The following is an 18,681-nucleotide window of genomic DNA, read 5'->3' as shown; positions in this document are numbered from 1 at the left end:
AACTCCTTGCAGCGGGGCCGTGGGGGGTGCTCACACGACCCGGAATCGATTGGGTCCCGGTCCGGCGTCCTGTACGGCGCTCACGCGCCGGGACGTCACTTGCCGAGAAGCTTCTTGATCTTCGCGGCGTCGCCCGGGGCCATCTCGGCGTTGCCGGTGAGGCGACGCGTCACACGGGACGACTTGTGCTCGAGCAGGTGGCGCTTGCCGGCGCGCTCGCGCAGCACCTTGCCGGAGCCGGTGATCTTGAAGCGCTTGCTGGCACCGCTGTGCGACTTGTTCTTCGGCATAGCGCCGTTCTCTCCTCGTCGTCGGCACTCCGGTGCCCGGTCGCTAAACCGGGCACGGTGGAGCGTCGTCTTGTATCGGTTGCTTCCTGGGACTGGCGTCCCGGGGAGTCACGCCTCGGCGGGCTCCTCAGCCGGCGCCTCGGCCATCGTCTCGGCGTCCGCGTCGGCTTCCGCGGCGTTCTGCGACTTGCCGGGGTTGGCCTTCGCTTCCGCCTTGCGGGCTTCCTGCGCCTGGCGAGCCTCGGCCATCGCCTCGGTCTTCTTCTTGTGCGGACCGAGAACCATGATCATGTTGCGGCCGTCCTGCTTCGGGTTCGACTCCACGAACCCGAGGTCGGCCACGTCCTCCGCGAGACGCTGCAGCAGCCGGTAGCCCAGCTCGGGCCGGGACTGCTCGCGACCACGGAACATGATCGTGATCTTGACCTTGTCGCCCTGCTTGAGGAACCGAACGACGTGACCCTTCTTGGTGTCATAGTCGTGCGGGTCGATCTTCGGCCGGAGCTTCATCTCCTTGATGACCGTGTGCGCCTGGTTCTTGCGCGCCTCACGGGCCTTCATGGCCGACTCGTACTTGAACTTCCCGTAGTCCATGAGCTTGCACACAGGCGGACGGGCGGTCGCCGCCACCTCGACCAGGTCCAGGTCGTACTCCTGCGCAAGCTCCAGTGCCTTGGCCAGGGGGACGATGCCCACCTGCTCGCCACTGGGACCGACAAGTCGCACCTCTGGAACGCGAATCCGGTCGTTGATGCGGGGCTCGGCGCTGATGGATCCTCCTCGGTAGCACCACGCGGCGGTCTGGCGGACGGCCGCGTAACGTCTGTGATCGATAGACCTAACCGCGCCGAAGCAACAAAAATGCCCCGGACGATCCCAGGCGGGGCTCCTCGAACTACCGGAGCACCGCCGCGGGAAGCCGCGGGGCGCGCTTTCGGACGGATCACCCGCCGCTGGGACGGGGCCGTCTGACCGGTGACCCGCCGCCCTGAGGGTGATCGGGTGGGAGTTCGAAAGCCTCCACTTGTGGGCCGGGCCCGCGGGCTGTGAGGCACACGTGTCCGACCGGTCGTTACACGAGGCTACCAGTATCGGCAGGCGACAGCCAATCGGGGCGGGCCGGGGGCACGTGGGGAGCACCCGCTCCCTGCGCCTATCGTGTGGGCATGAGTGAGACCCCTCCTGAGTCCCCCGACTTCGACGCCATGGCCCGCGACATCGCCGAGGTCCCGGCGGTCGAGGTGATCGTGACGGTCGCCGTCAACCTGATGAGCGCCGCCGCCGTGAAGCTCGGTCTGACCGAGGAGGGCGAGGAGCACAAGGACCTGGACGAGGCCCGCAAGCTGGTCCACGCCCTTGCCGGTCTGCTGGACGCCACGGCGACCGAGATCAGCTCCTTCCACGCGGCGCCCCTGCGCGACGGTCTGAAGTCGCTCCAGCTGGCGTTCCGCGAGGCCTCGCTCGTCCCGGACGAGCCGGGCCAGGGGCCGGGCGAGAAGTACACGGGCCCGGTCTACGGCTAGTTCATCCGCTTCATCCGCGTACGCATCATCCGCGTACGTACAAGGGCTCGCCCGGCGGCGTCGCCCCGGCCGGCAGGACTGCCAGGTCGAGGCCGTGCACCAGGCGGGCCCTCAGCGTCTCGTCGGCGGCGAGGCGGCGCGCGACCGCGTGGACGCCGGCCTCGTGCGGCACGGCCGGCTCGAAGACCAGGGCGAGGATGCCGTCGGCCCGGCCGGGGCCGAGGTAGGCCCTGACCACGGCGCGCACGTCGGCGACCACGGAGCGCACGGCGTCCACGACAGCCGGGTCGGCCAGCGGGTCCGTGGTGGTGCGGCCCTCGGCGAGCGACAGCAGCGCGGGGCCGGTCAGCTCGAAGGGCACCGGTCCGGCCATGTCGAGCACGACCGTGTCGGCCTTCTCGTGCGCGGCGGCCTGCAGGGCCTGGTGCAGCGGTACGGCGACGGGGCGGGCCTCGGGATCCCAGCGGGCGAGGGAGTCCGTGGAGGTGAAGGCGGGCAGGGCCGTGCGGTCGCCGGCCTTCAGGGTGGGGACCGCCATGTCGCTGGTCTTCTCGCGGCGCAGTCCCCGCTCGTCCTCCTCGACCTCGCCGAGCACGGCGACGACCGGGACGAGCAGCCGGGCGTCCCTCAGGGCGGCCAGGACCTCACCCACGGCGCCCCGGTCCGCGGACCAGGCGGTGAGCGCCGCGCTCAGCCGGGGGTCGGCGGAGCCGTCGTCGTCGGAGAAGCCGGAGTCCGGGATGTTCTTGTTCGCCACGCGTCGACCCTATCGGCCGGGCGGTGCGCTCCCCGCCGGTCCCTGTCGGCCGGGCGGTGCGTTCCCCGCAGGGGCTCAGAAGTCCTCACGGCCGGTGCGGCGGCCGCGCCACAGGACGACCGCCGCGACCAGCAGGACGCCGCCGGAGCCGCCCGCGAGGGGTGCGGCCCAGTCGGCGGTGCCGTCGCCGGAGGCGTCGGCGTCCGGTCCGCTGCCGAAGTACTTGGCACCGTAGGAGGCCGACTGCAGGCCCTCCGGCTCGATCCGGCGAGCGGCCTCGATGGCGGCGGCCGGGTCGACGAAGCCGAAGCCGCGGGAGTCGTCGCGGCCCCCGGCCGGGGTGTTGCGGGCGGTGTCCTCCAGCAGCGTCTTGATCTGGGCCGGGGCGAGACCGGGGTGGGCGGCCTTGACCAGGGCGGCGGCGCCGGAGACGAAGGCCGCGGCGGCGCTGGTGCCCCATCCCTCGTAGTACTTGTGGTCGGGGTCGGCGATGACGACGTCGACGCCGGGGGCGCTGACCGTGGCGTACCAGCGGCGGGTGGAGAAGGAGGCACGCGTGCCGGCGCGGTCGACGGCCGTGACGGCGATGACGCCCGGGTAGGCGGCCGGGTAGGAGATGTGGTCGCCCTTCTCGCCGCCGTTGCCGGCGGAGGCGACCACGACGACACCCTTCTTCAGGGCGTACTGGATGGCCTGGTCCTCGCCGGGTTCGGGGTGCGCGGAGGCGGAGTCGTCGCCGAGGGAGAGGTTGATGACGTCGGCGCCGTGGTCGGCGGCCCAGCGGATGCCCTCGGCGAGGGCGTTGCCGCGCGTGCTGCGGGCCTTGGCCCGGGAGGGGTCGCCGTCCTCCAGGATCACGCGGACCGGAAGGATCTGCGCCTCCGGGGCGATACCGAGGACGCCTTCGGTGTCGCCGGGGCCATGTCCGTGACCGGCGATGATGCCGGCCATGGCGGTGCCGTGCCGGGCCCAGGCGCGGTCGCCGGGTTCGGCTCCGAAGCCGATCAGATCCTTGCCGGGCAGGACGTTGCCTGCCAGGTCGGGGTGGTCCTCCTCGACGCCGGTGTCCAGGACGGCGACGGTGACGCCCCGGCCCTTGGTGGTCTGCCAGGCCTCCTCGGTGTGCATGGCCTCCAGGGCCCACTGCTGGGCGCGGATGCCGTCGGCGTGCGCGGTGGCGGCGGGGAGGAGGACGAGACCGGCGGTGAGCAGGACGCCGAGGGCGGCGGCCCTGCGGGACGGCCTGCGGGGGCGTTTCCCGGCCGGGGGGTGCGTGGCGGTCACGAGGGCTGCTCCGAGGCCGAGCGGACGTTTCTGCGGAAGTCGCGTTCGACGCGGTCGGCGAGGCCCTGCGCCTCGTTGCCGAGGCCTGCCTGCGCGGCGGCGGTGGTGGCGTCGGCCTCCAGGGCGTCCTCGGCGGGCTGCGGGTCGTCGACGGTACGGCCGTCGGCCCAGCCGGAGACGGCGTAGACGACGACCGGGGCCTCGGTGAGCACGGAGACGGTCCAGGACGCGCGCTGGCCGGCGCCGAAGCCGGCGGCGAGCGTGCCCTTCGCGGCGTACGGCAGGGGCATCAGGTCGCTGCGGCGGTCCAGGCGCTCCTTGCGGAAACGGTTCGCGAGGGCGGTCATGCCGGGGGCGTCGGCGGTGGTGAAGAGCAGGCCGACGGTGGTCACGTAGCTCTCGGTGGCGTCGGTGTAGGTGGCGCGCAGGAGGCGTTCGCAGCCGACGGGGGCGAGAGCCTTGCGCAGCAGCGGGTCGAAGGCGTTCTTGCAGCCGCTGTCCGGGGCGACGGCGATGCGGGTCCAGGTGCGGTCGGCTCCGCCGGGGCCGGCGCCCCGGCCCTGCACGGTGGGCGGGAAGAGCTGGTCGACCGGGACACTGTGCCAGAGGCTTCCGGCCGCGGCGAAGGTGCTGGGCGTGCCCTCCTCCCCCGAGCCGCCGACGAGCCAGCTGCCGGTGAGCGCACCCGAGATGAGTCCCATTCCGAGTACGAGGCAGACGGCGGCAGCGGCGGCCTGCGGCGCCCCGCGCCGGCCGAGCGGCCGGGGCCGGGCGTCGGCGTCGTACCCCTCGGGTTCACCGAACGACACCATGGGGCGCGTGGCGCTCCAGGAGAGGGCGGGGTCGGGAGAGACCGGGGCCGGGCCCCGGTGCGGTGGGGCGGAGGGGGCCTGCGGCTCGTGTGCGGGGCGCGGCGGGGTTGCGGGACGGGCCGCTGCCGTCCCCTGCGGCTCGTGTGCGGGGCGCGGCGGAGCGGCGGGGCGGGCTGCCGTCACCCCCGAGGCGGCAGGGCGGGCGAAGGGCCCGGCGGGCTTGTCCGGTGCCGGGTCGGCGGGGACCGGGCGAAGGCGGGCGGTCGTCTCGGACGTGTTCTCGCCGGGGGCGCCGGTACGGCGGGGCGGGGGGAGCCGGAACGGCCGGCCGAGCGTGTCCGACGGTGCTCCGGCCGGAGCACCGGAACCGCCGGGGGCGGCTAGGCGGAAGGGCCGGCCGGGCGTCTCCGGCGAGGACCCCTCCGGGGCGTCCGGACGCCCCGCCCGGCCGGAGAAGCCCGGCGTGGGAAGGTGACGCGGCGGCGGAGGAGTGTCGGGTGTGCCGGGTGCCGGGGAGGTGGACGGCCGGTCCGAGCCGGGGCGGGTCTCACGGCCGACGCCCGACGGCCGGTCCGAGCCGAAGCCGGTCGCACCGCCGACACCCGACGGCCGGTCCGAGCCGAAGCCGGTCGCACCGCCGACACCCGACGGCCGGTCCGAGCCGAAGCCGGTCGCACCGCCTGGGCCGGACAGCCGACCCGAGCCGGGGCGGGTCTCGCGGCCGACGCCCGACGGCCGGTCCGAGGCAGCACGAGTCTCGCGGCCGACGCCGGACTGCGCCTCGGGGACACGAGTGGAGGCGCGGGGCGGCCGGTCCGAGCCGAAGCCGGTCTCACCGCCGACACCCGACGGCCGGTCCGAGGCAGCACGAGTCTCGCGGCCGGCGCTGGGCCGCGCGTCCGGGAAGCGGGTCGAGGCGTGGGGTGGGGGCGGGGCGGCGGGCTCGGTGCGCCGGGGTGCGGCGGGGCCGACGTTCGTGGCCCCGAGCGACGGGAAGCGGGGGCGGCCGTTCGACCTGGCGGAGGACGGGCCGTCCGGGGTGGCTGCCGGTCCCGCCACAGGAGCGGACGTGCTGCCCGGGGTGTCCCGCTCATCCGCCGTCGGCGCTTCCGGCGGGGCCGGGGGGTGCGACGGACGCGGGGGCGTGGCGGGGGGTGGGGGGAAGGAGGCGCGTGGCGCTTCCGTGCTCATGCACCCCCCGTTTCCTCATGCCCGGGCCGCTCGTCTCGCGCGGGCCGTTGGCGTCCTGCCCGAGGCCCGGTACGGAATCGTCCCGAGCACACATACCCGTACGAACGGAGCGTCATCCCGGCGGAGATCCCCGGCCGGCGGCGTCCGTCGTACGTTCGCGTCACTCTACGGCTTGTTCCTGGGCGAACGGGAACCAGTCCGCAACGCCGGGGCATCTGCCCGGAACGTCCCCCTACCCCGCGGTAATCCCGTCTGGCAGGCTGCGTTCATGACTGCGCGCGCCGCCGACCGGGCCCGATACGACCGGGCCACCGCCCATCTCGATGCCCCCCTCGCGATCGTGGACCTGGAGGCTTTCGACGCCAACGCCGCCGATCTGGTCCGACGTGCCGAGGGCAAGCCGATCCGGGTCGCCAGCAAATCCGTGCGCTGCCGGGCGCTGCTGGAGCGCGTCCTGGCCCGGGACGGCTTCGCGGGGATCATGTCGTTCACCCTGGCCGAGTCGCTGTGGCTGGCCCGTTCCGGGTTCGAGGACGTGCTGCTCGCCTATCCGTCCGCCGACCGCGCGGCGTACGCCGAACTGGCCGGTGACCCCAAGCTCGCCGCCGCCGTGACCGTGATGGTCGACGACGTCGCCCAGCTGGACCTGATCGACGCCTCCCGGGGCGGCGGGCGTGAAGTGGTGCGGGTGTGCCTGGAGTTGGACACGTCCCTGAAGCTGCTCGGCGGACGGGTCCGGGTCGGGGCCCTGCGTTCGCCGCTGCACTCCGCCGCCCAGGTCGCCGACGTGGCGCGGGCGGTGTCCCGGCGGCCCGGCTTCGAGGTCGTGGGGATCATGGCGTACGAGGGGCATGTCGCCGGTGTCGGGGACGCGGTGGCGGGGCGTCCGCTGCGGTCCCGCGCGATCCGGCTGATGCAGGCGGCCGCCAAGCGTGAACTCGCCGCGCGGCGTGCGGAGGTGGTGCGCGCGGTGCGGGCCGTCGTGCCGGGTCTGGAGTTCGTGAACGGCGGCGGCACCGGCTCGGTGCAGCACACGGCGGCCGAGGACGCGGTGACCGAGATCGCCGCCGGGTCGGGGCTGTACGTGCCGCGCCTGTTCGACAACTACACGTCGTTCAGCGGCCGTCCGTCGGCCCTGTTCGCCCAGCCCGTGGTACGGCGGCCGGGGGTCGGGGTCGTGACGGTCCTCGGCGGTGGCTATCCCGCCTCCGGCGCGGCGGGGGCCGACCGGTCGCCCGTGCCGTATCTGCCCGAGGGCCTGCGCTACGACCCGCAGGAGGGTGCCGGTGAGGTGCAGACGCCGCTGCTGGGCTCGCCCGCCGACGACCTGCTGATCGGGGACAAGGTGTGGTTCCGGCACGCGAAGGCCGGGGAGCTGTGCGAGCGGTTCGACCGGCTGCACCTGATCGAGGGCGACGCCGTGACGGCGACCGTGCCGACCTACCGCGGCGAGGGCCACACGTTCCTGTAGGCCTGTAGAGGGCCTGGGGGCCTGTGGCGTCAGTCCGTCGGACCGATGCTGCTGCCGACGCCGCCGCCCGTGTCCGCGTCGCCGACCGGGCGGATGCCCTTGGTGATGCGGTCCATGTCGGCGAGTGGCGGTCCGTCCTCGCCGGCGTCGAAGACGTACCGGACGAGGACGGGTGACTCGGTGCCGACGCTGGAGGGGAAGACGAGCGACTGCACGTAGCCGCCGGGGCCCTTGGCGGTCTTGACGCGCCAGCGCACGAGGTACCCGGCGCGGCCCGCCACCGCGACCGGCCCGGACTTGACGACCTGGTGCGACTCCAGGCCGCCGTAGAGCTCGCGGTCGAGCCGGTCGCGGTCGTAGGCCTCGTCGGCGGCCTCGGAGATGTCCGCCTTGGCGAGGGCCTCGGGGGACTTCTCGTCGTTCTCGGTCACCGTGCGGGAGAAGACCATGCCGTGGCGGCACAGGCCGACGCCGGCCGGGCAGTCGTAGGTGCCGTCGGTCGTCATGACGACGTCGTCCTGGGCGACGTGCTGCGGGCGGACCCAGCCGTCGCGCAGCGGGAACGTGATGCCGTTGAGCTGGTCCTCGACGACCGCGGGGTCGTCCGCGGACGGTTGTGACGTGGACGCCTCGGGGGTCGGCTCCGGCGAGCCGGGCGTGGATCCGGGCGCGGAGGTCGGGGCCGTCCTGGTCTCCGTGCCGCCGCCGTCGCCCCCGCCGAGGGCCACGGCTCCGGTGACGATCACCGCGACCAGGACGGCGCCGGCGGCGGTCAGGGCGACCGCCTTCGTCCGGCCGGTGCCGCCGCCCGGTGGCGGGGCGGCGGTGGCCTCGGTCGCGCGGTGGTGTGCGGTCCAGGCCGTGCCGTCCCACCAGCGCTGCAGGTGCGGGGCGTGCGGGTCGGGATACCAGCCGGGCGGCGGCGTCATGCTCATCCCGGCACTGTAGGGCGCGACCCGGACCGTGCGGGCACTCGCCTACAGGGGTGTGACGTACGCCCCGGCGATCCCGCCGTCGACCAGGAAGTCGGTGGCGTTGACGAAGGAGGAGTCGTCGCTGGCCAGGAAGGCCACGGCGGCGGCGATCTCCTCGGCCTCGGCGAACCGGCCCAGTGGGATGTGCACCAGGCGGCGCGCGGCCCGCTCGGGGTCCTTGGCGAACAGTTCCTGGAGGAGCGGGGTGTTGACCGGGCCGGGGCACAGGGCGTTCACGCGGATGCCCTCGCGGGCGAACTGCACGCCCAGTTCACGGGACATGGCGAGGACGCCGCCCTTGGAGGCCGTGTACGAGATCTGCGACGTGGCCGCGCCCATCCTGGCGACGAAGGACGCCGTGTTGATGATGGAGCCCCGGCCCTGGCGCCGCATGTAGGGGATGGCGGCCTTGCAGCACAGATAGACGGAGGTGAGGTTGACCTCCTGGACGCGCTTCCAGGCCTCGAGGCCCGTCTCCAGGATGGAGTCGTCGTCGGGCGGGGAGATGCCGGCGTTGTTGAAGGCGATGTCGACGCTGCCGTAGGTGTCGTAGGCGGTCTTGAAGAGGGCCTCGACCTGCTCGGGGTCGGTCACGTCGACCTTCACGAAGGTGCCGCCGGTCTCCTCGGCGGCGGCCTTGCCGCGGGTGTCGTCGACGTCGCCGCAGACGATGTGGGCGCCCTCGGAGGCGAGGCGGCGGGCGGCGGCGAGGCCGATGCCGCTGCCGGCTCCGGTGACGACGGCGGTGCGGCCGACCAGGCGGCGGCAGAAGTTTTCCTGGGCAGTCACTGTGCGGGGCCCTCCGTGCTGATGAAGACGTTCTTGGTTTCGGTGAAGGCGGCCAGGGCGTCGGGGCCGAGCTCGCGCCCGACACCGGACTGCTTGTAGCCGCCGAACGGCGTCCAGTAGCGGACGCTGGCGTGGGAGTTGACGGACAGGTTCCCGGCGCGGACGGCCTGGGAGACGCGCAGGGCCCGGCCGACGTCCCGGGTCCAGATGGAGCCGGAGAGGCCGTAGGGGGTGTCGTTGGCCAGGCGGATCGCGTCCTGCTCGTCGGTGAACGGCAGGAGGACGGCGACGGGGCCGAAGATCTCCTCGCAGGCGGCGGGCGAGTCGGGGCTCTCCCCGGTGAGGACGGTCGGCGGGAACCAGAAGCCGGGTCCCTCGGGGGCGCTGCCGCGCAGGGCCGGGGCGTCGTCGGGCACGAAGCTCCGGACGCGGTCCAGCTGCTGCCGGGAGATCAGCGGGCCCATCTGGGTCTTCTCGTCGGCCGGGTCACCCACCACCACGGCTTCCAGCGCCTCGGCGAGCAGCTCGCGGACCTCGTCGTAGACGGACTCCTGGACCAGGAAGCGGGTGCGGGCGCAGCAGTCCTGGCCGGAGTTGTCCAGGAAGGAGAAGGGGTCGACGGCGGTCTTGAGGTCGGTGTCGGCGAAGACGATGTTGGGGCTCTTGCCGCCCAGTTCGAGGGTGACGGGCTTGACCTGCTCGGCGCCGAGGGCCGCGACGCGCGTCCCGGTCCGGGTGGAGCCGGTGAAGACGATCTTGGCGACTCCGGGGTGCCGGACCAGGGCGTCGCCGGTGATGTCCCCGCGTCCCGGCAGGACCTGGAAGAGGTGCTCCGGGAGCCCGGCCTCCAGGGCGAGTTCGGCGAGGCGCAGGGCGGTGAGCGGGGTGGTCTCGGCAGGCTTGAGGATGACGGCGTTGCCGGCCGCGAGGGCGGGAGCGGTGCCCCAGGCGGCGATCGGCAGGGGGAAGTTCCAGGGCGCGATCACGCCGACGACGCCGAGCGGTTCGAGGATCGTGACGTTCAGGCCGCCGGGCACCGGGATCTGCCGGCCGGTGAGCCGCTCCACTCCCCCGGCGGCGTAGTCCAGCAGGTCGCGGACGTTGCCGGCCTCCCAGCGGGCGTTGCCGATGAGGTGCCCGGCTTCGCGGACCTCCAGCCGGCCCAGTTCCTCCAGGTGCTGGTCGACGGTGGCCGCGAAGCGGCGCAGCAGCCGGGCGCGGTCCCCGGGCGCGAGGGCGGCCCAGATGCGCTGAGCCCTGGCGGCGTGGGTGACGGCCGCGTCGACGTCGGCGGGACTCGCCCCGGCGACGGCCGCGACGACCTCCTCGGTCGCGGGGTTGAGTACTTCCAGAAGGTGCTCGGAAGACAAGAGGGACCTCACAGGCGTTCGAAGGAGCGGCGCAGCTCCCAGTCGGTCACCGCGGCGTCGTAGGCGTCCAGTTCGACGCGCGCCATGTTGCGGTAGTGGGCGACGACCTCGTCGCCGAAGGCGGCCTGCGCGACGGTGCTGTTCTCCCAGAGCTCGGCGGCCTCGCGCAGGGTGGTGGGGACATGGTCCAGGTCGGCGGCGTAGGCGTTGCCGGGGCAGGGCTCGGGCAGTTCGAGCTTCTGCTCGATGCCGTGCAGTCCGGCCGCGACCAGTCCGGCGACGGCGAGATAGGGGTTGACGTCGCCGCCGGGCAGGCGGTTCTCGAAGCGCAGGGAGCGGCCGTGGCCGACCACGCGCAGCGCGCAGGTGCGGTTGTCCTGGCCCCAGGCGACGGCCGTCGGGGCGAAGGAGCCGGGCTGGAACCGCTTGTAGGAGTTGATGTTGGGGGCATAGAGGAGGGAGAAGTCGCGCAGGGCGGCGAGCTGGCCGGCCAGGAAGTGGCGCATGACCTCGGACATGCCGCCTTCGAGGTCGCCGGCCATGGCGTTGGTGCCGTCGGCTTCGGCGAGCGAGAGGTGGATGTGGCAGGAGTTGCCCTCGCGCTCGTTGTACTTGGCCATGAAGGTGATCGACATGCCCTCCTGGGCGGCGATCTCCTTGGCGCCGGTCTTGTAGACGGAGTGCTGGTCGCAGGTGACGAGGGCCTCGTCGTAGCGGAAGGCGATCTCGTGCTGGCCGGGGTTGCACTCGCCCTTGGCGCACTCGACGGTGAGGCCGGCGCCGGCCATCTCGTTGCGGATGCGGCGCAGCAGGGGTTCGATGCGGCCGGTGCCGAGGACCGAGTAGTCGATGTTGTACTGGTTGGCGGGGGTGAGGCCCTTGTAACCGGAGTCCCAGGCCTGTTCGTAGGTGTCCTTGAAGACGATGAACTCCAGCTCGGTGCCGACCTGGGCGGTGTAGCCGAGCTCGGCCAGGCGCTCCAGCTGGCGGCGCAGGATCTGGCGCGGGGCGGCGACGACCGGGGAGCCGTCGCTCCAGGCGAGGTCGGCGTGGAGCATGGCCGTGCCCTCGTTCCAGGGGACGCGGCGCAGGGTGGCGAGGTCGGGGCGCATGGCGAAGTCGCCGTAGCCGCGGTCCCAGGAGGACATGGCGTAGCCGTCGACGGTGTTCATCTCGGTGTCGACGGCGAGCAGGTAGTTGCAGCCCTCGGTGCCGTGCTCGAGGACCTCGTCGAGGAAGAAGCGTGCGGCGAACCGCTTGCCCTGGAGCCGCCCTTGCATGTCGGGGAAGGCCAGGACGACAGTGTCGATCTCACCGCCGGCGACGAGGGTGTGCAGCTCCTCGACGCTCAGCGGGGGTGTGCGGTCTGCCACGGGAGGGCCTCCTAGGCTCCTTGGGTCCGCCGGGAGCCATAAGGTATTGCGGAGAACCATTGCTTGGGAAGGGGGTGCGGCCACATGCCGGAGGAAGCTGACGGCGGCGGGGTGGAGCGCGACGGGCTGACGCCGGTGCTGCGGCCGGTGCGCGCGGGCAACGGCTTCGAGGAGGCGCTGGAGCAGATCCTGCAGGTCGTACGGCTGGGGCTGGTGCCCGGAGGCGAGCGGCTGCCGGCCGAGCGGGAGCTGGCGGACCGGCTGGGGATCAGCCGGGTGACGCTGCGCGAGGTGCTGAAGGTCCTCCAGGACCAGGGTCTGGTCGAGTCGCGGCGCGGCCGGTACGGCGGCACGTTCGTGCTGCCGCGGGCCGACGCCGTCGGGGAGGACGAGCTGCGGCGCCGGATCGCCGAGGTCGACATAGAGGACGTGCTGCGCTTCCGGGAGGTGCTGGAGGTGGGCGCGGCCGGGCTGTGCGCGGCGCACGGGCTGGAGCGGAGGCAGGCCGGCCGGCTCCGTGAGGCCCTGGCCCGCACACACGACGCGCCGCTCGCCGACTACCGCCGCCTGGACACGCTGTTGCACCTCACGATCGCCGAGCTGTCCGGCTCCCCCACGCTCACCGCCCAGTACGCGGCCGTCCGCGCGAGGGTCAACGACCTGCTCGACTGCATCCCGCTGCTGGTGCGCAACCTGGAGCACTCCCAGCGGCAGCACACCGCCCTGGTGGAGGCGGTGATCGAGGGCGAGGCCGACCAGGCGCGGGAGATCATGCGCGAGCACTGCGGGGGCACGGCGGCGCTGCTGCGGGGGTTCCTCGGCTGAGCCGGGCGCTGTCGTGGCGCGGTGAGGATTTACGGGCGATTAACGCAGGGGTATTGCCTTCCCGGGTCGGCACCGCAAAGGTATGGCTCCATTCCATTGAGTCGGAGCCCGCTCGCCCCCCCTGACCGCCGCCGCCCCGTCGGGAGTCTGCTTATGTCCCAGGAACCCACTCTCACACCCGCCGCCCCGGAGGGCGACGACTATCTGGAACGCAGAGCGCTGCGCCGCGGCAGCGCCGGCTGGGTGCTGCTGACCGGCCTCGGCGTCGCCTACGTCGTCTCCGGCGACTACTCGGGCTGGAACTTCGGCCTGGCCGAAGGCGGCTTCGGGGGCCTGGCGATCGCCATGGTCCTCATGGGCGCCATGTACACCTGCATGGTCTTCGCCCTCGCAGAGCTGTCCTCGATCCTGCCCACGGCCGGCGGCGGCTACGGCTTCGCCCGGCGGGCGCTCGGCCCGTGGGGCGGCTTCCTGACCGGCACGGCGATCCTGATCGAGTACGTCCTCGCGCCGGCCGCCATCGTCATCTTCATCGGCGACTACGTCGAGTCGCTGGGCCTGTTCGGGCTGGAGTCCGGCTGGCCGATGTACCTGGTCTGTTTCGCGATCTTCCTCGGCATCCACCTGTGGGGCGTGGGCGAGGCGCTGCGCTTCAGCTTCGTCGTCACCGGCATCGCCGTGGTCGCCCTGATCGTGTTCGCGCTGGCAGCCCTGCCCGACTTCTCCTTCGCGTCGCTGGACGACATCCCGGTCGACGCCTCCGACGCCGGGGCGAGTTCCTGGCTGCCGTTCGGCCTGCTCGGCATCTGGGCGGCGTTCCCGTTCGGCATGTGGTTCTTCCTGGGCGTGGAGGGCGTACCGCTGGCCGCCGAGGAGACGAAGGATCCGGCCCGTACGCTGCCGAAGGCGATCCGCTGGTCGATGGGCATCCTGGTGGTGCTGGCGGTGGTCACGTTCTTCGCGGCGGCCGGGGCACGCGGCTCCGACGCGATCCAGGGGGCGGGCAACCCGCTGGTCGAGGCGCTCCAGCCGAACGGCGAGGCCACGACACTGAGCCGGATCGTGAACTACGCGGGCCTGGCCGGCCTGGTGGCGTCGTTCTTCTCCCTGATCTACGCCGGCTCGCGCCAGCTGTTCGCGCTGTCCCGGGCGGGCTACCTGCCGCGCTTCCTGTCGCTGACCAGCCGCCGCAAGGCGCCGTACCTGGGCCTGCTGGTGCCCGGCACGATCGGCTTCCTGCTGGCGGCTCTCTCCGGCAACGGCGCGCGGATGCTGAACATCGCGGTCTTCGGGGCGACCATCTCCTACGCGCTGATGTCCCTGTCGCACATCGTGCTGCGGCGCCGCGAGCCTGAGCTGCCGCGGCCGTACCGGACGCCGGGCGGGGTCCTGACCTCCTCGGTCGCCCTGGTGCTGGCGTGCGCGGCGCTGGTGGCCACGTTCCTCGTGGACGTGACGGCGGCGTTGATCGCGCTCGTGGTCTACGCGGTGGCCGTCGGCTACTTCGGCCTGTACAGCCGCAAGCGGCTGGTGGCGAAGGCGCCGGAGGAGGAGTTCGCGGCGCTGGCCGCGGCCGAGGCAGAGTTGGCACGGGACTAGCTGTCGAGTGGAGAGGGCGTTGTCGTGGCCAGGCCGTTGATCGGGGTCAGCACCTATCTGGAGTCCGGGGCGCGCTGGGGCGTGTGGGAGCTGGAGGCCGCACTGCTGCCGGTCGGCTATCCCAGGCTGGTGCAGCGGGCGGGCGGCCTGGCCGCGATGCTGCCGCCCGACGCCCCGGAGCTGGCCGCCGAGGCCGTGGCCCGGCTGGACGGGCTGGTCATCGCGGGCGGGCCGGACGTCGAGCCGGTCCGCTACGGGGCGGAGCGCGAGGAGCGGACGGGGCCGCCGGCGCCCGACCGGGACGCGTGGGAGCTGGCGCTGATCGACGCGGCGCTGGCGTCGGGCGTGCCCCTGCTGGGGATCTGCCGGGGCATGCAGCTGCTGAACGTCGCTCTCGGGGGCACGCTCGTGCAGCACATCGACGGGCACGCGGAGGTCGTGGGCGTCTTCGGGGGGCATGCCGTCAAGCCGGTGCCGGGGAGTTTGTACGCCGGGGTCGTGCCGGAGGAGTCGTTCGTCCCGACGTACCACCACCAGGCCGTCGACCGCCTGGGCGAGGGCCTGGTCCCCTCGGCGTACGCGGCGGACGGCACGGTGGAGGCGGTGGAACTCCCCTCGTCCGGCTGGGTCCTGGGCGTGCAGTGGCATCCGGAGATGGGGGAGGACGTGCGGGTGATGAGGGCGCTGGTGGAGGCGGCAGCAAGGGGCTGAAGCCCGCGGTCGAAGGGGCAGGGCAGTGCCCCTGGGGATGACGCTGCTGGAGCGAAGCCGGGAACTTGAGGGAGCGCAGGGGCGGCGGGGCCGGGGGACTACCCCCGCGTCAGCGACAGCAGGTCCCGCGCAGGCCCGGTCGGGCGGTGCCCCGTCGGCCACACCGCCCTCAGGTCTCGCGCCAGGGCGACCCCCTCCACCGGCACCGGCACCAGCCGCCGCATCGCCAGCTCCTCCCCCACCGCCAGTTCGCTCAGCACCGCCGGCCCCGCCCCGCTCACCGCCGCCGCCTTCACCGCCGTCGTGGACGACAACTCGATCAGCGGCCGGGCCAGCCCGCCGAGCGCCGCGTGCAGCACCTGCCGGGTCCCCGACCCCTTCTCGCGGAGGATCAGCGGCGTCGACGCCAGTTCCTCCGCGGCCAGCGACCGCCGCCGCCGGGCCCAGGCGTGCCCCGGCGCGGTCACCACTATCAGCCGGTCGTGGGCGATGACCGCCGAGTCGAGACCGGCCGGCACCGACAGCCCCTCCACGAACCCCAGATCCGCCTCGTCCGACAGCAGCCGCTCGGCCACCACCGTCGAGTTGCCCGCGTGCAGCGACACCGCCGTGTCGGGCCGCTGCGCCCGGAGCGCGAGCAGCCAGCCCGGCAGCAGGTACTCGGCGATGGTCATGCTCGCGGCCACCCGCAGCCGGGAGTCACGGCGTACGCGCAGCGCCTGCGCCCCCACGTCGAAAGCCTCCGCCGCCTCCACGATCCGCCGCGCCCAGTCCGTCACCAGCGCCCCGGCGTCCGTGAGCCGGGACCCGCGGGGCGACCGGTCGACCAGCGCCACACCGAGCTGCCGCTCCATCGACCGGATCCGGCTGCTGGCCGCGGGCTGGGTGATGCCGAGTTCCCGCGCCGCGCCGCCGAGGCTGCCGAGCCGCGCCACCGCCAGCAGCAGCTCCAGGGCGCCCAGATCCGGCACCCGGTGCCCCAGGGAAGCGGAGACGGTCGGCCCGGTCTGCTCATCCGCGTTGCTCATAAACCCAGCTTATGCCGCCATAGAGGCATAGTCCCTGGTGGTGCGCCTGCCGCGGCCCCACCGTGGAAGTCATGGTCACCACAGCCCGGCCCCTCGCGCACCCGCTCTCCGTGCGTCACCTCGGACCCAACTGGTACGCCACCGTGATGGGCACCGCCGTCGTCGCCACCGCCGGAGCCTCCCTCCCGCCGCACGTCCCGGGGCTGCGCGGGGTGCTCGTGGGGGCGTGGGCCCTGTCGCTCGCCCTGCTCCTGATCCTGCTCGCGGGACGGGCCGTGCACTGGTACCGGCACCGGGACCAGGCCCGCGCCCACCTCCTCGACCCGGCGACGGCGCCCTTCTACGGCTGCCTCGCCATGGCCCTGCTGGCCGTGGGCGGCGGTGCCCTGACCGTCGGCCGGGACGTGATCGGCCTGCGGGCGGCCGTGGCGCTCGACGCCGTGCTGTTCACCGCCGGTACGGCGACCGGCCTGGCCGCGGCCGTCGCCGTGCCGTATCTGATGGCCGTACGGCATCGCGTGGAGCCGGGGCAGGCGACGCCCGTGTGGCTGCTGCCGCTCGTCGCGCCCATGGTGTCCGCCGCCGTCGGGCCGCCACTGGTGCCGTATCTTCCGCCCGGTCAGGCCCGGGAGACGATGCTGCTCGTCTGCTTCGCACTGTTCGGTCTGAGCCTGCTGGCGACCCTGGTCATGCTGCCGCTGGTCTTCGCCCGGTCGCTCACCGGCGGGCCGCTGCCCCTCGCCCTCACCCCGACGCTGTTCCTGGTGCTGGGCCCTCTCGGGCAGTCCACCACGGCCGTGGGCGCCTTCGCGGACGTCGCGCCCGGGGTCGTACCGGAGCCGTACGGCGAGGGTCTCGCAGCCCTCGCCGTGCTGTACGGCGTGCCCGTGATGGGGTTCGCGCTGCTGTGGTTCTGCCTGGCCGCCGCCCATGTGCTGCGCGCCCGGCGGCACGGGATGCGGTTCTCGATGACCTGGTGGTCGTTCACCTTCCCGGTCGGCACCTGTGTCACGGGCGCCGAGGCGCTGGCCCGGCACACCGGGCTCGTGGCCTACGGAGGGCCGGCGGTCGTGCTGTACGCGGTGCTGGTCGCGGCGTGGGTCACCGCCGTCGTGGGCACCGCGCGCGGGCTGCTCAGGGGCGAGCTGCTCGCAGCGCCCGGCCCAGTACCCGCGGCGCCTCGGCCAGTGACGGCCCGTACCACGTCAGGTGCCGTCCGCTGACGAGCGCGCAGGGCAGACCGGGGAAGGCCTCGGGGCCGTCGTCCGCGGTGAAGCGGTACGGCTCGTCCGGGAGGACCACCACGTCCGGTGCCGAGGCGCGGAGTTCCTCCAGCGGAACTCGGGGGTAGCGGTCGGGGTGGGTCGCGTGCGCGTGGTCGACGCCGAGGCGGGCGAGGACGTCGCCGGCGAAGGTGTCGCGGCCCAGGACCATCCAGGGGCGGCGCCAGACCGGTACGACCGCCGTGAGCCGAGTCTGCGGCTCCGGCAGCGACGACCAGGTCTCCTCCGCCTCGTCCAGCCAGCGCGGGCGGACCGTCACCCCGCAGGCGGTCAGCACCCGGGCCAGTTCCCGGAAGGCCTGCGGCACGTCGCGGATCTCCGTCACCAGCACCTCGACGCCCGCCGCACGCAGGGCCGCGAGGTCGGGTGCGCGGTTCTCCTCCTCGTTGGCGATCACCAGATCGGGCGCGAGGGAGATGATCCGCTCGGTCTTCGGGTTCTTGGTGCCGCCGACGCGTACGACGTCCAGGCCGGGCGGATGTGTGCACCAGTCGGTGGCGCCGGCCAGGGCTCCGGGCGCGGAGCGGGCCACGGCCTCGGTCAGCGAGGGGACCAGCGAGACCACTCTCACCGGCGTGGCCGGTCGCGGACCGCCTCGATGTGCTCCGCCACGGCGACGACGATCACGCGGGTGTCCGACTCGGCCGCCCGCCAGCGGTGCCGTACGCCGCCGGTCAGGTACAGCGTGTCGCCACGGCCGAGGCGGTAGGCGCGGCCCTCCGCCTCGATCTCCACCGCGCCGTCGGCGACGTACATCAACTGGTCGTTGCGGTACTGGAATTCACGGCCCGCGTCGTGGTCGCCGGTGAACTCGGAGGCGTGCATCTGATGGTGTCCGCGGACCAGGGAGCGGGACCGGGGACGGGGCAGCGGCTCGCCGTCGTCGCCGCGGACGACGTCCACGCTGCACGCCGGATCGGCCGCGGCAAGGAGTTCCACCGCCGTGGTGCGCAGGGCGTCGGCGACCTTCTCCAGGGAGCTGGTGCTGGGCCGCGCCCGGTCGTTCTCGATCTGGCTCAGGAAAGGGACCGACAGGCCGCTGCGCGCGGACACGACGGCGAGGGTGAGCTCCAGCGCGCGGCGCCGTCGGCGCACGGCCGCGCCCACCCGAAGGGGTTGCTCTTTGTGGTCGCCCATCGCTCCGGCTCCCTCCTTCGCCCGTCGATCCGCTCCCCGTGCGGCGGTGTCCCGGCGCACTGCTCCTGTTGAGTTGTCTGCACCCTACGCATGTTCGGCAAACCGTTTCATGCGCCCGTCACATCGACCTCGTACGGGACGGTGCGCGACCTCACACTTCGCGCCAGGCGATCCGCCGCCGAAGGGGGCGGCGCATGCCGTCCGCCTGCCGGAGGAACAGGCGCGGAGAGGGGGTTCTGGGGGTGACGTAGCGTTCTGTGGTTG

18 protein-coding genes are annotated in these 18,681 nt (G+C 73.5%); 6 read left to right on the top strand and 12 right to left on the bottom strand.

The window, feature by feature from the left end; translation table 11 throughout:
* Nucleotides 1-95 precede the first annotated feature (95 nt).
* Nucleotides 96-290: a 50S ribosomal protein L35 gene (rpmI, locus tag ACFY9S_RS27015; RefSeq protein ID WP_003977225.1), complete on the bottom strand. Its 195-nt coding sequence runs from the start codon at nt 288-290 to the stop codon at nt 96-98.
* 108 nt (nt 291-398) lie between these two features.
* A complete protein-coding gene (gene infC / locus ACFY9S_RS27010; protein WP_102913429.1) occupies nt 399-1,061 on the bottom strand; it encodes a translation initiation factor IF-3 in 663 nt (220 codons plus the stop codon).
* Nucleotides 1,062-1,456: 395 nt separating this feature from the next.
* Here infC and ACFY9S_RS27005 point away from each other — a divergent pair, with 395 nt between their 5' ends.
* On the top strand, nt 1,457-1,813 hold the full coding sequence (locus ACFY9S_RS27005; RefSeq protein WP_031142026.1) for a DUF1844 domain-containing protein: 357 nt from the start codon (nt 1,457-1,459) through the stop codon (nt 1,811-1,813).
* Between the two features lie 25 nt (nt 1,814-1,838).
* Here ACFY9S_RS27005 and ACFY9S_RS27000 read toward each other — a convergent pair whose 3' ends face one another.
* From ACFY9S_RS27000 to ACFY9S_RS26990, 3 genes are all read right to left on the bottom strand, one after another.
* Entirely contained in the window at nt 1,839-2,570 is a 732-nt protein-coding gene (locus tag ACFY9S_RS27000; RefSeq protein WP_391132725.1) for an SseB family protein, read from the bottom strand.
* A gap of 75 nt (nt 2,571-2,645) precedes the next feature.
* The gene (mycP, locus tag ACFY9S_RS26995) at nt 2,646-3,854 is read right to left on the bottom strand and encodes a type VII secretion-associated serine protease mycosin (protein ID WP_391132722.1); all 1,209 of its coding nucleotides are present in this window, start codon (nt 3,852-3,854) and stop codon (nt 2,646-2,648) included.
* Nucleotides 3,851-5,725, bottom strand: coding sequence for a hypothetical protein (locus ACFY9S_RS26990; RefSeq protein ID WP_391132719.1), 1,875 nt, complete (start codon nt 5,723-5,725; stop codon nt 3,851-3,853). Before ACFY9S_RS26990 ends, mycP begins: the two co-directional genes overlap by 4 nt.
* A 400-nt stretch (nt 5,726-6,125) precedes the next feature.
* On the opposite strand from ACFY9S_RS26990, the gene ACFY9S_RS26985 reads away from it, so the two are divergent.
* Nucleotides 6,126-7,328 (top strand): alanine racemase, encoded by a 1,203-nt coding sequence (locus ACFY9S_RS26985; RefSeq protein WP_391132717.1) that lies wholly within the window; start codon nt 6,126-6,128, stop codon nt 7,326-7,328.
* A 29-nt stretch (nt 7,329-7,357) separates the two neighbouring features.
* Here the strand turns inward: ACFY9S_RS26985 and ACFY9S_RS26980 are convergent, their stop codons facing one another.
* Genes ACFY9S_RS26980 through ACFY9S_RS26965 form a run of 4 tightly spaced genes read right to left on the bottom strand, consistent with a single transcriptional unit; the run spans nt 7,358 to nt 11,834 of the window.
* Entirely contained in the window at nt 7,358-8,257 is a 900-nt protein-coding gene (locus ACFY9S_RS26980; RefSeq protein WP_391132791.1) for a DUF2510 domain-containing protein, read from the bottom strand.
* A gap of 48 nt (nt 8,258-8,305) precedes the next feature.
* Entirely contained in the window at nt 8,306-9,091 is a 786-nt protein-coding gene (locus tag ACFY9S_RS26975) for a 3-oxoacyl-ACP reductase (protein WP_391132715.1), read from the bottom strand.
* Entirely contained in the window at nt 9,088-10,461 is a 1,374-nt protein-coding gene (locus tag ACFY9S_RS26970) for an aldehyde dehydrogenase family protein (protein WP_391132714.1), read from the bottom strand. The genes ACFY9S_RS26975 and ACFY9S_RS26970 overlap by 4 nt, the downstream gene beginning before the upstream one ends.
* 8 nt (nt 10,462-10,469) lie before the next feature.
* Entirely contained in the window at nt 10,470-11,834 is a 1,365-nt protein-coding gene (locus ACFY9S_RS26965) for a glutamine synthetase family protein (protein ID WP_391132711.1), read from the bottom strand.
* A gap of 84 nt (nt 11,835-11,918) precedes the next feature.
* On the opposite strand from ACFY9S_RS26965, the gene ACFY9S_RS26960 reads away from it, so the two are divergent.
* The 3 genes from ACFY9S_RS26960 to ACFY9S_RS26950 all read left to right on the top strand — a co-directional run bounded on the left by ACFY9S_RS26960 (nt 11,919) and on the right by ACFY9S_RS26950 (nt 14,969).
* Nucleotides 11,919-12,659 carry an FCD domain-containing protein gene (locus tag ACFY9S_RS26960; RefSeq protein WP_391132708.1) on the top strand — a complete coding sequence of 247 codons (741 nt, stop codon included), beginning with the start codon at nt 11,919-11,921 and terminating at the stop codon, nt 12,657-12,659.
* A gap of 153 nt (nt 12,660-12,812) precedes the next feature.
* Entirely contained in the window at nt 12,813-14,258 is a 1,446-nt protein-coding gene (gene eat / locus ACFY9S_RS26955; RefSeq protein ID WP_391132705.1) for an ethanolamine permease, read from the top strand.
* Between the two features lie 36 nt (nt 14,259-14,294).
* A complete protein-coding gene (locus ACFY9S_RS26950) occupies nt 14,295-14,969 on the top strand; it encodes a gamma-glutamyl-gamma-aminobutyrate hydrolase family protein (protein ID WP_391132788.1) in 675 nt (224 codons plus the stop codon).
* 98 nt (nt 14,970-15,067) lie between these two features.
* Here the strand turns inward: ACFY9S_RS26950 and ACFY9S_RS26945 are convergent, their stop codons facing one another.
* Nucleotides 15,068-15,997 carry a LysR substrate-binding domain-containing protein gene (locus ACFY9S_RS26945; RefSeq protein WP_391132702.1) on the bottom strand — a complete coding sequence of 310 codons (930 nt, stop codon included), beginning with the start codon at nt 15,995-15,997 and terminating at the stop codon, nt 15,068-15,070.
* Nucleotides 15,998-16,068: 71 nt separating this feature from the next.
* Between ACFY9S_RS26945 and ACFY9S_RS26940 the strand changes: the two genes are divergently transcribed.
* Nucleotides 16,069-17,220, top strand: coding sequence for a TDT family transporter (locus ACFY9S_RS26940; RefSeq protein WP_391132700.1), 1,152 nt, complete (start codon nt 16,069-16,071; stop codon nt 17,218-17,220).
* Here ACFY9S_RS26940 and ACFY9S_RS26935 read toward each other — a convergent pair.
* Entirely contained in the window at nt 17,132-17,851 is a 720-nt protein-coding gene (locus ACFY9S_RS26935; RefSeq protein ID WP_391132697.1) for a helical backbone metal receptor, read from the bottom strand. The genes ACFY9S_RS26940 and ACFY9S_RS26935 overlap by 89 nt on opposite strands.
* Nucleotides 17,848-18,417 (bottom strand): helix-turn-helix domain-containing protein, encoded by a 570-nt coding sequence (locus ACFY9S_RS26930; RefSeq protein ID WP_102912170.1) that lies wholly within the window; start codon nt 18,415-18,417, stop codon nt 17,848-17,850. Before ACFY9S_RS26930 ends, ACFY9S_RS26935 begins: the two co-directional genes overlap by 4 nt.
* Nucleotides 18,418-18,681 lie beyond the last annotated feature (264 nt).

The organism is Streptomyces sp. NPDC012474 (assembly GCF_042955185.1).
In the GTDB taxonomy this organism is placed as follows: domain Bacteria; phylum Actinomycetota; class Actinomycetes; order Streptomycetales; family Streptomycetaceae; genus Streptomyces; species Streptomyces cahuitamycinicus.
Note: the sequence above shows the minus strand (reverse complement) of the source record. Positions and strands in the feature narration are given on the sequence as shown.

Coding starts and splice junctions, on each gene's coding strand:
- rpmI (WP_003977225.1), bottom strand. CDS start 290: ATGCCGAAGAACAAGTCGCACAGCGGTGCCAGCAAGCGCTTCAAGATC.
- ACFY9S_RS27005 (WP_031142026.1), top strand. CDS start 1,457: ATGAGTGAGACCCCTCCTGAGTCCCCCGACTTCGACGCCATGGCCCGC.
- ACFY9S_RS26985 (WP_391132717.1), top strand. CDS start 6,126: ATGACTGCGCGCGCCGCCGACCGGGCCCGATACGACCGGGCCACCGCC.
- ACFY9S_RS26980 (WP_391132791.1), bottom strand. CDS start 8,257: ATGACGCCGCCGCCCGGCTGGTATCCCGACCCGCACGCCCCGCACCTG.
- ACFY9S_RS26960 (WP_391132708.1), top strand. CDS start 11,919: ATGCCGGAGGAAGCTGACGGCGGCGGGGTGGAGCGCGACGGGCTGACG.
- eat (WP_391132705.1), top strand. CDS start 12,813: ATGTCCCAGGAACCCACTCTCACACCCGCCGCCCCGGAGGGCGACGAC.
- ACFY9S_RS26945 (WP_391132702.1), bottom strand. CDS start 15,997: ATGAGCAACGCGGATGAGCAGACCGGGCCGACCGTCTCCGCTTCCCTG.
- ACFY9S_RS26940 (WP_391132700.1), top strand. CDS start 16,069: ATGGTCACCACAGCCCGGCCCCTCGCGCACCCGCTCTCCGTGCGTCAC.
- ACFY9S_RS26930 (WP_102912170.1), bottom strand. CDS start 18,417: ATGGGCGACCACAAAGAGCAACCCCTTCGGGTGGGCGCGGCCGTGCGC.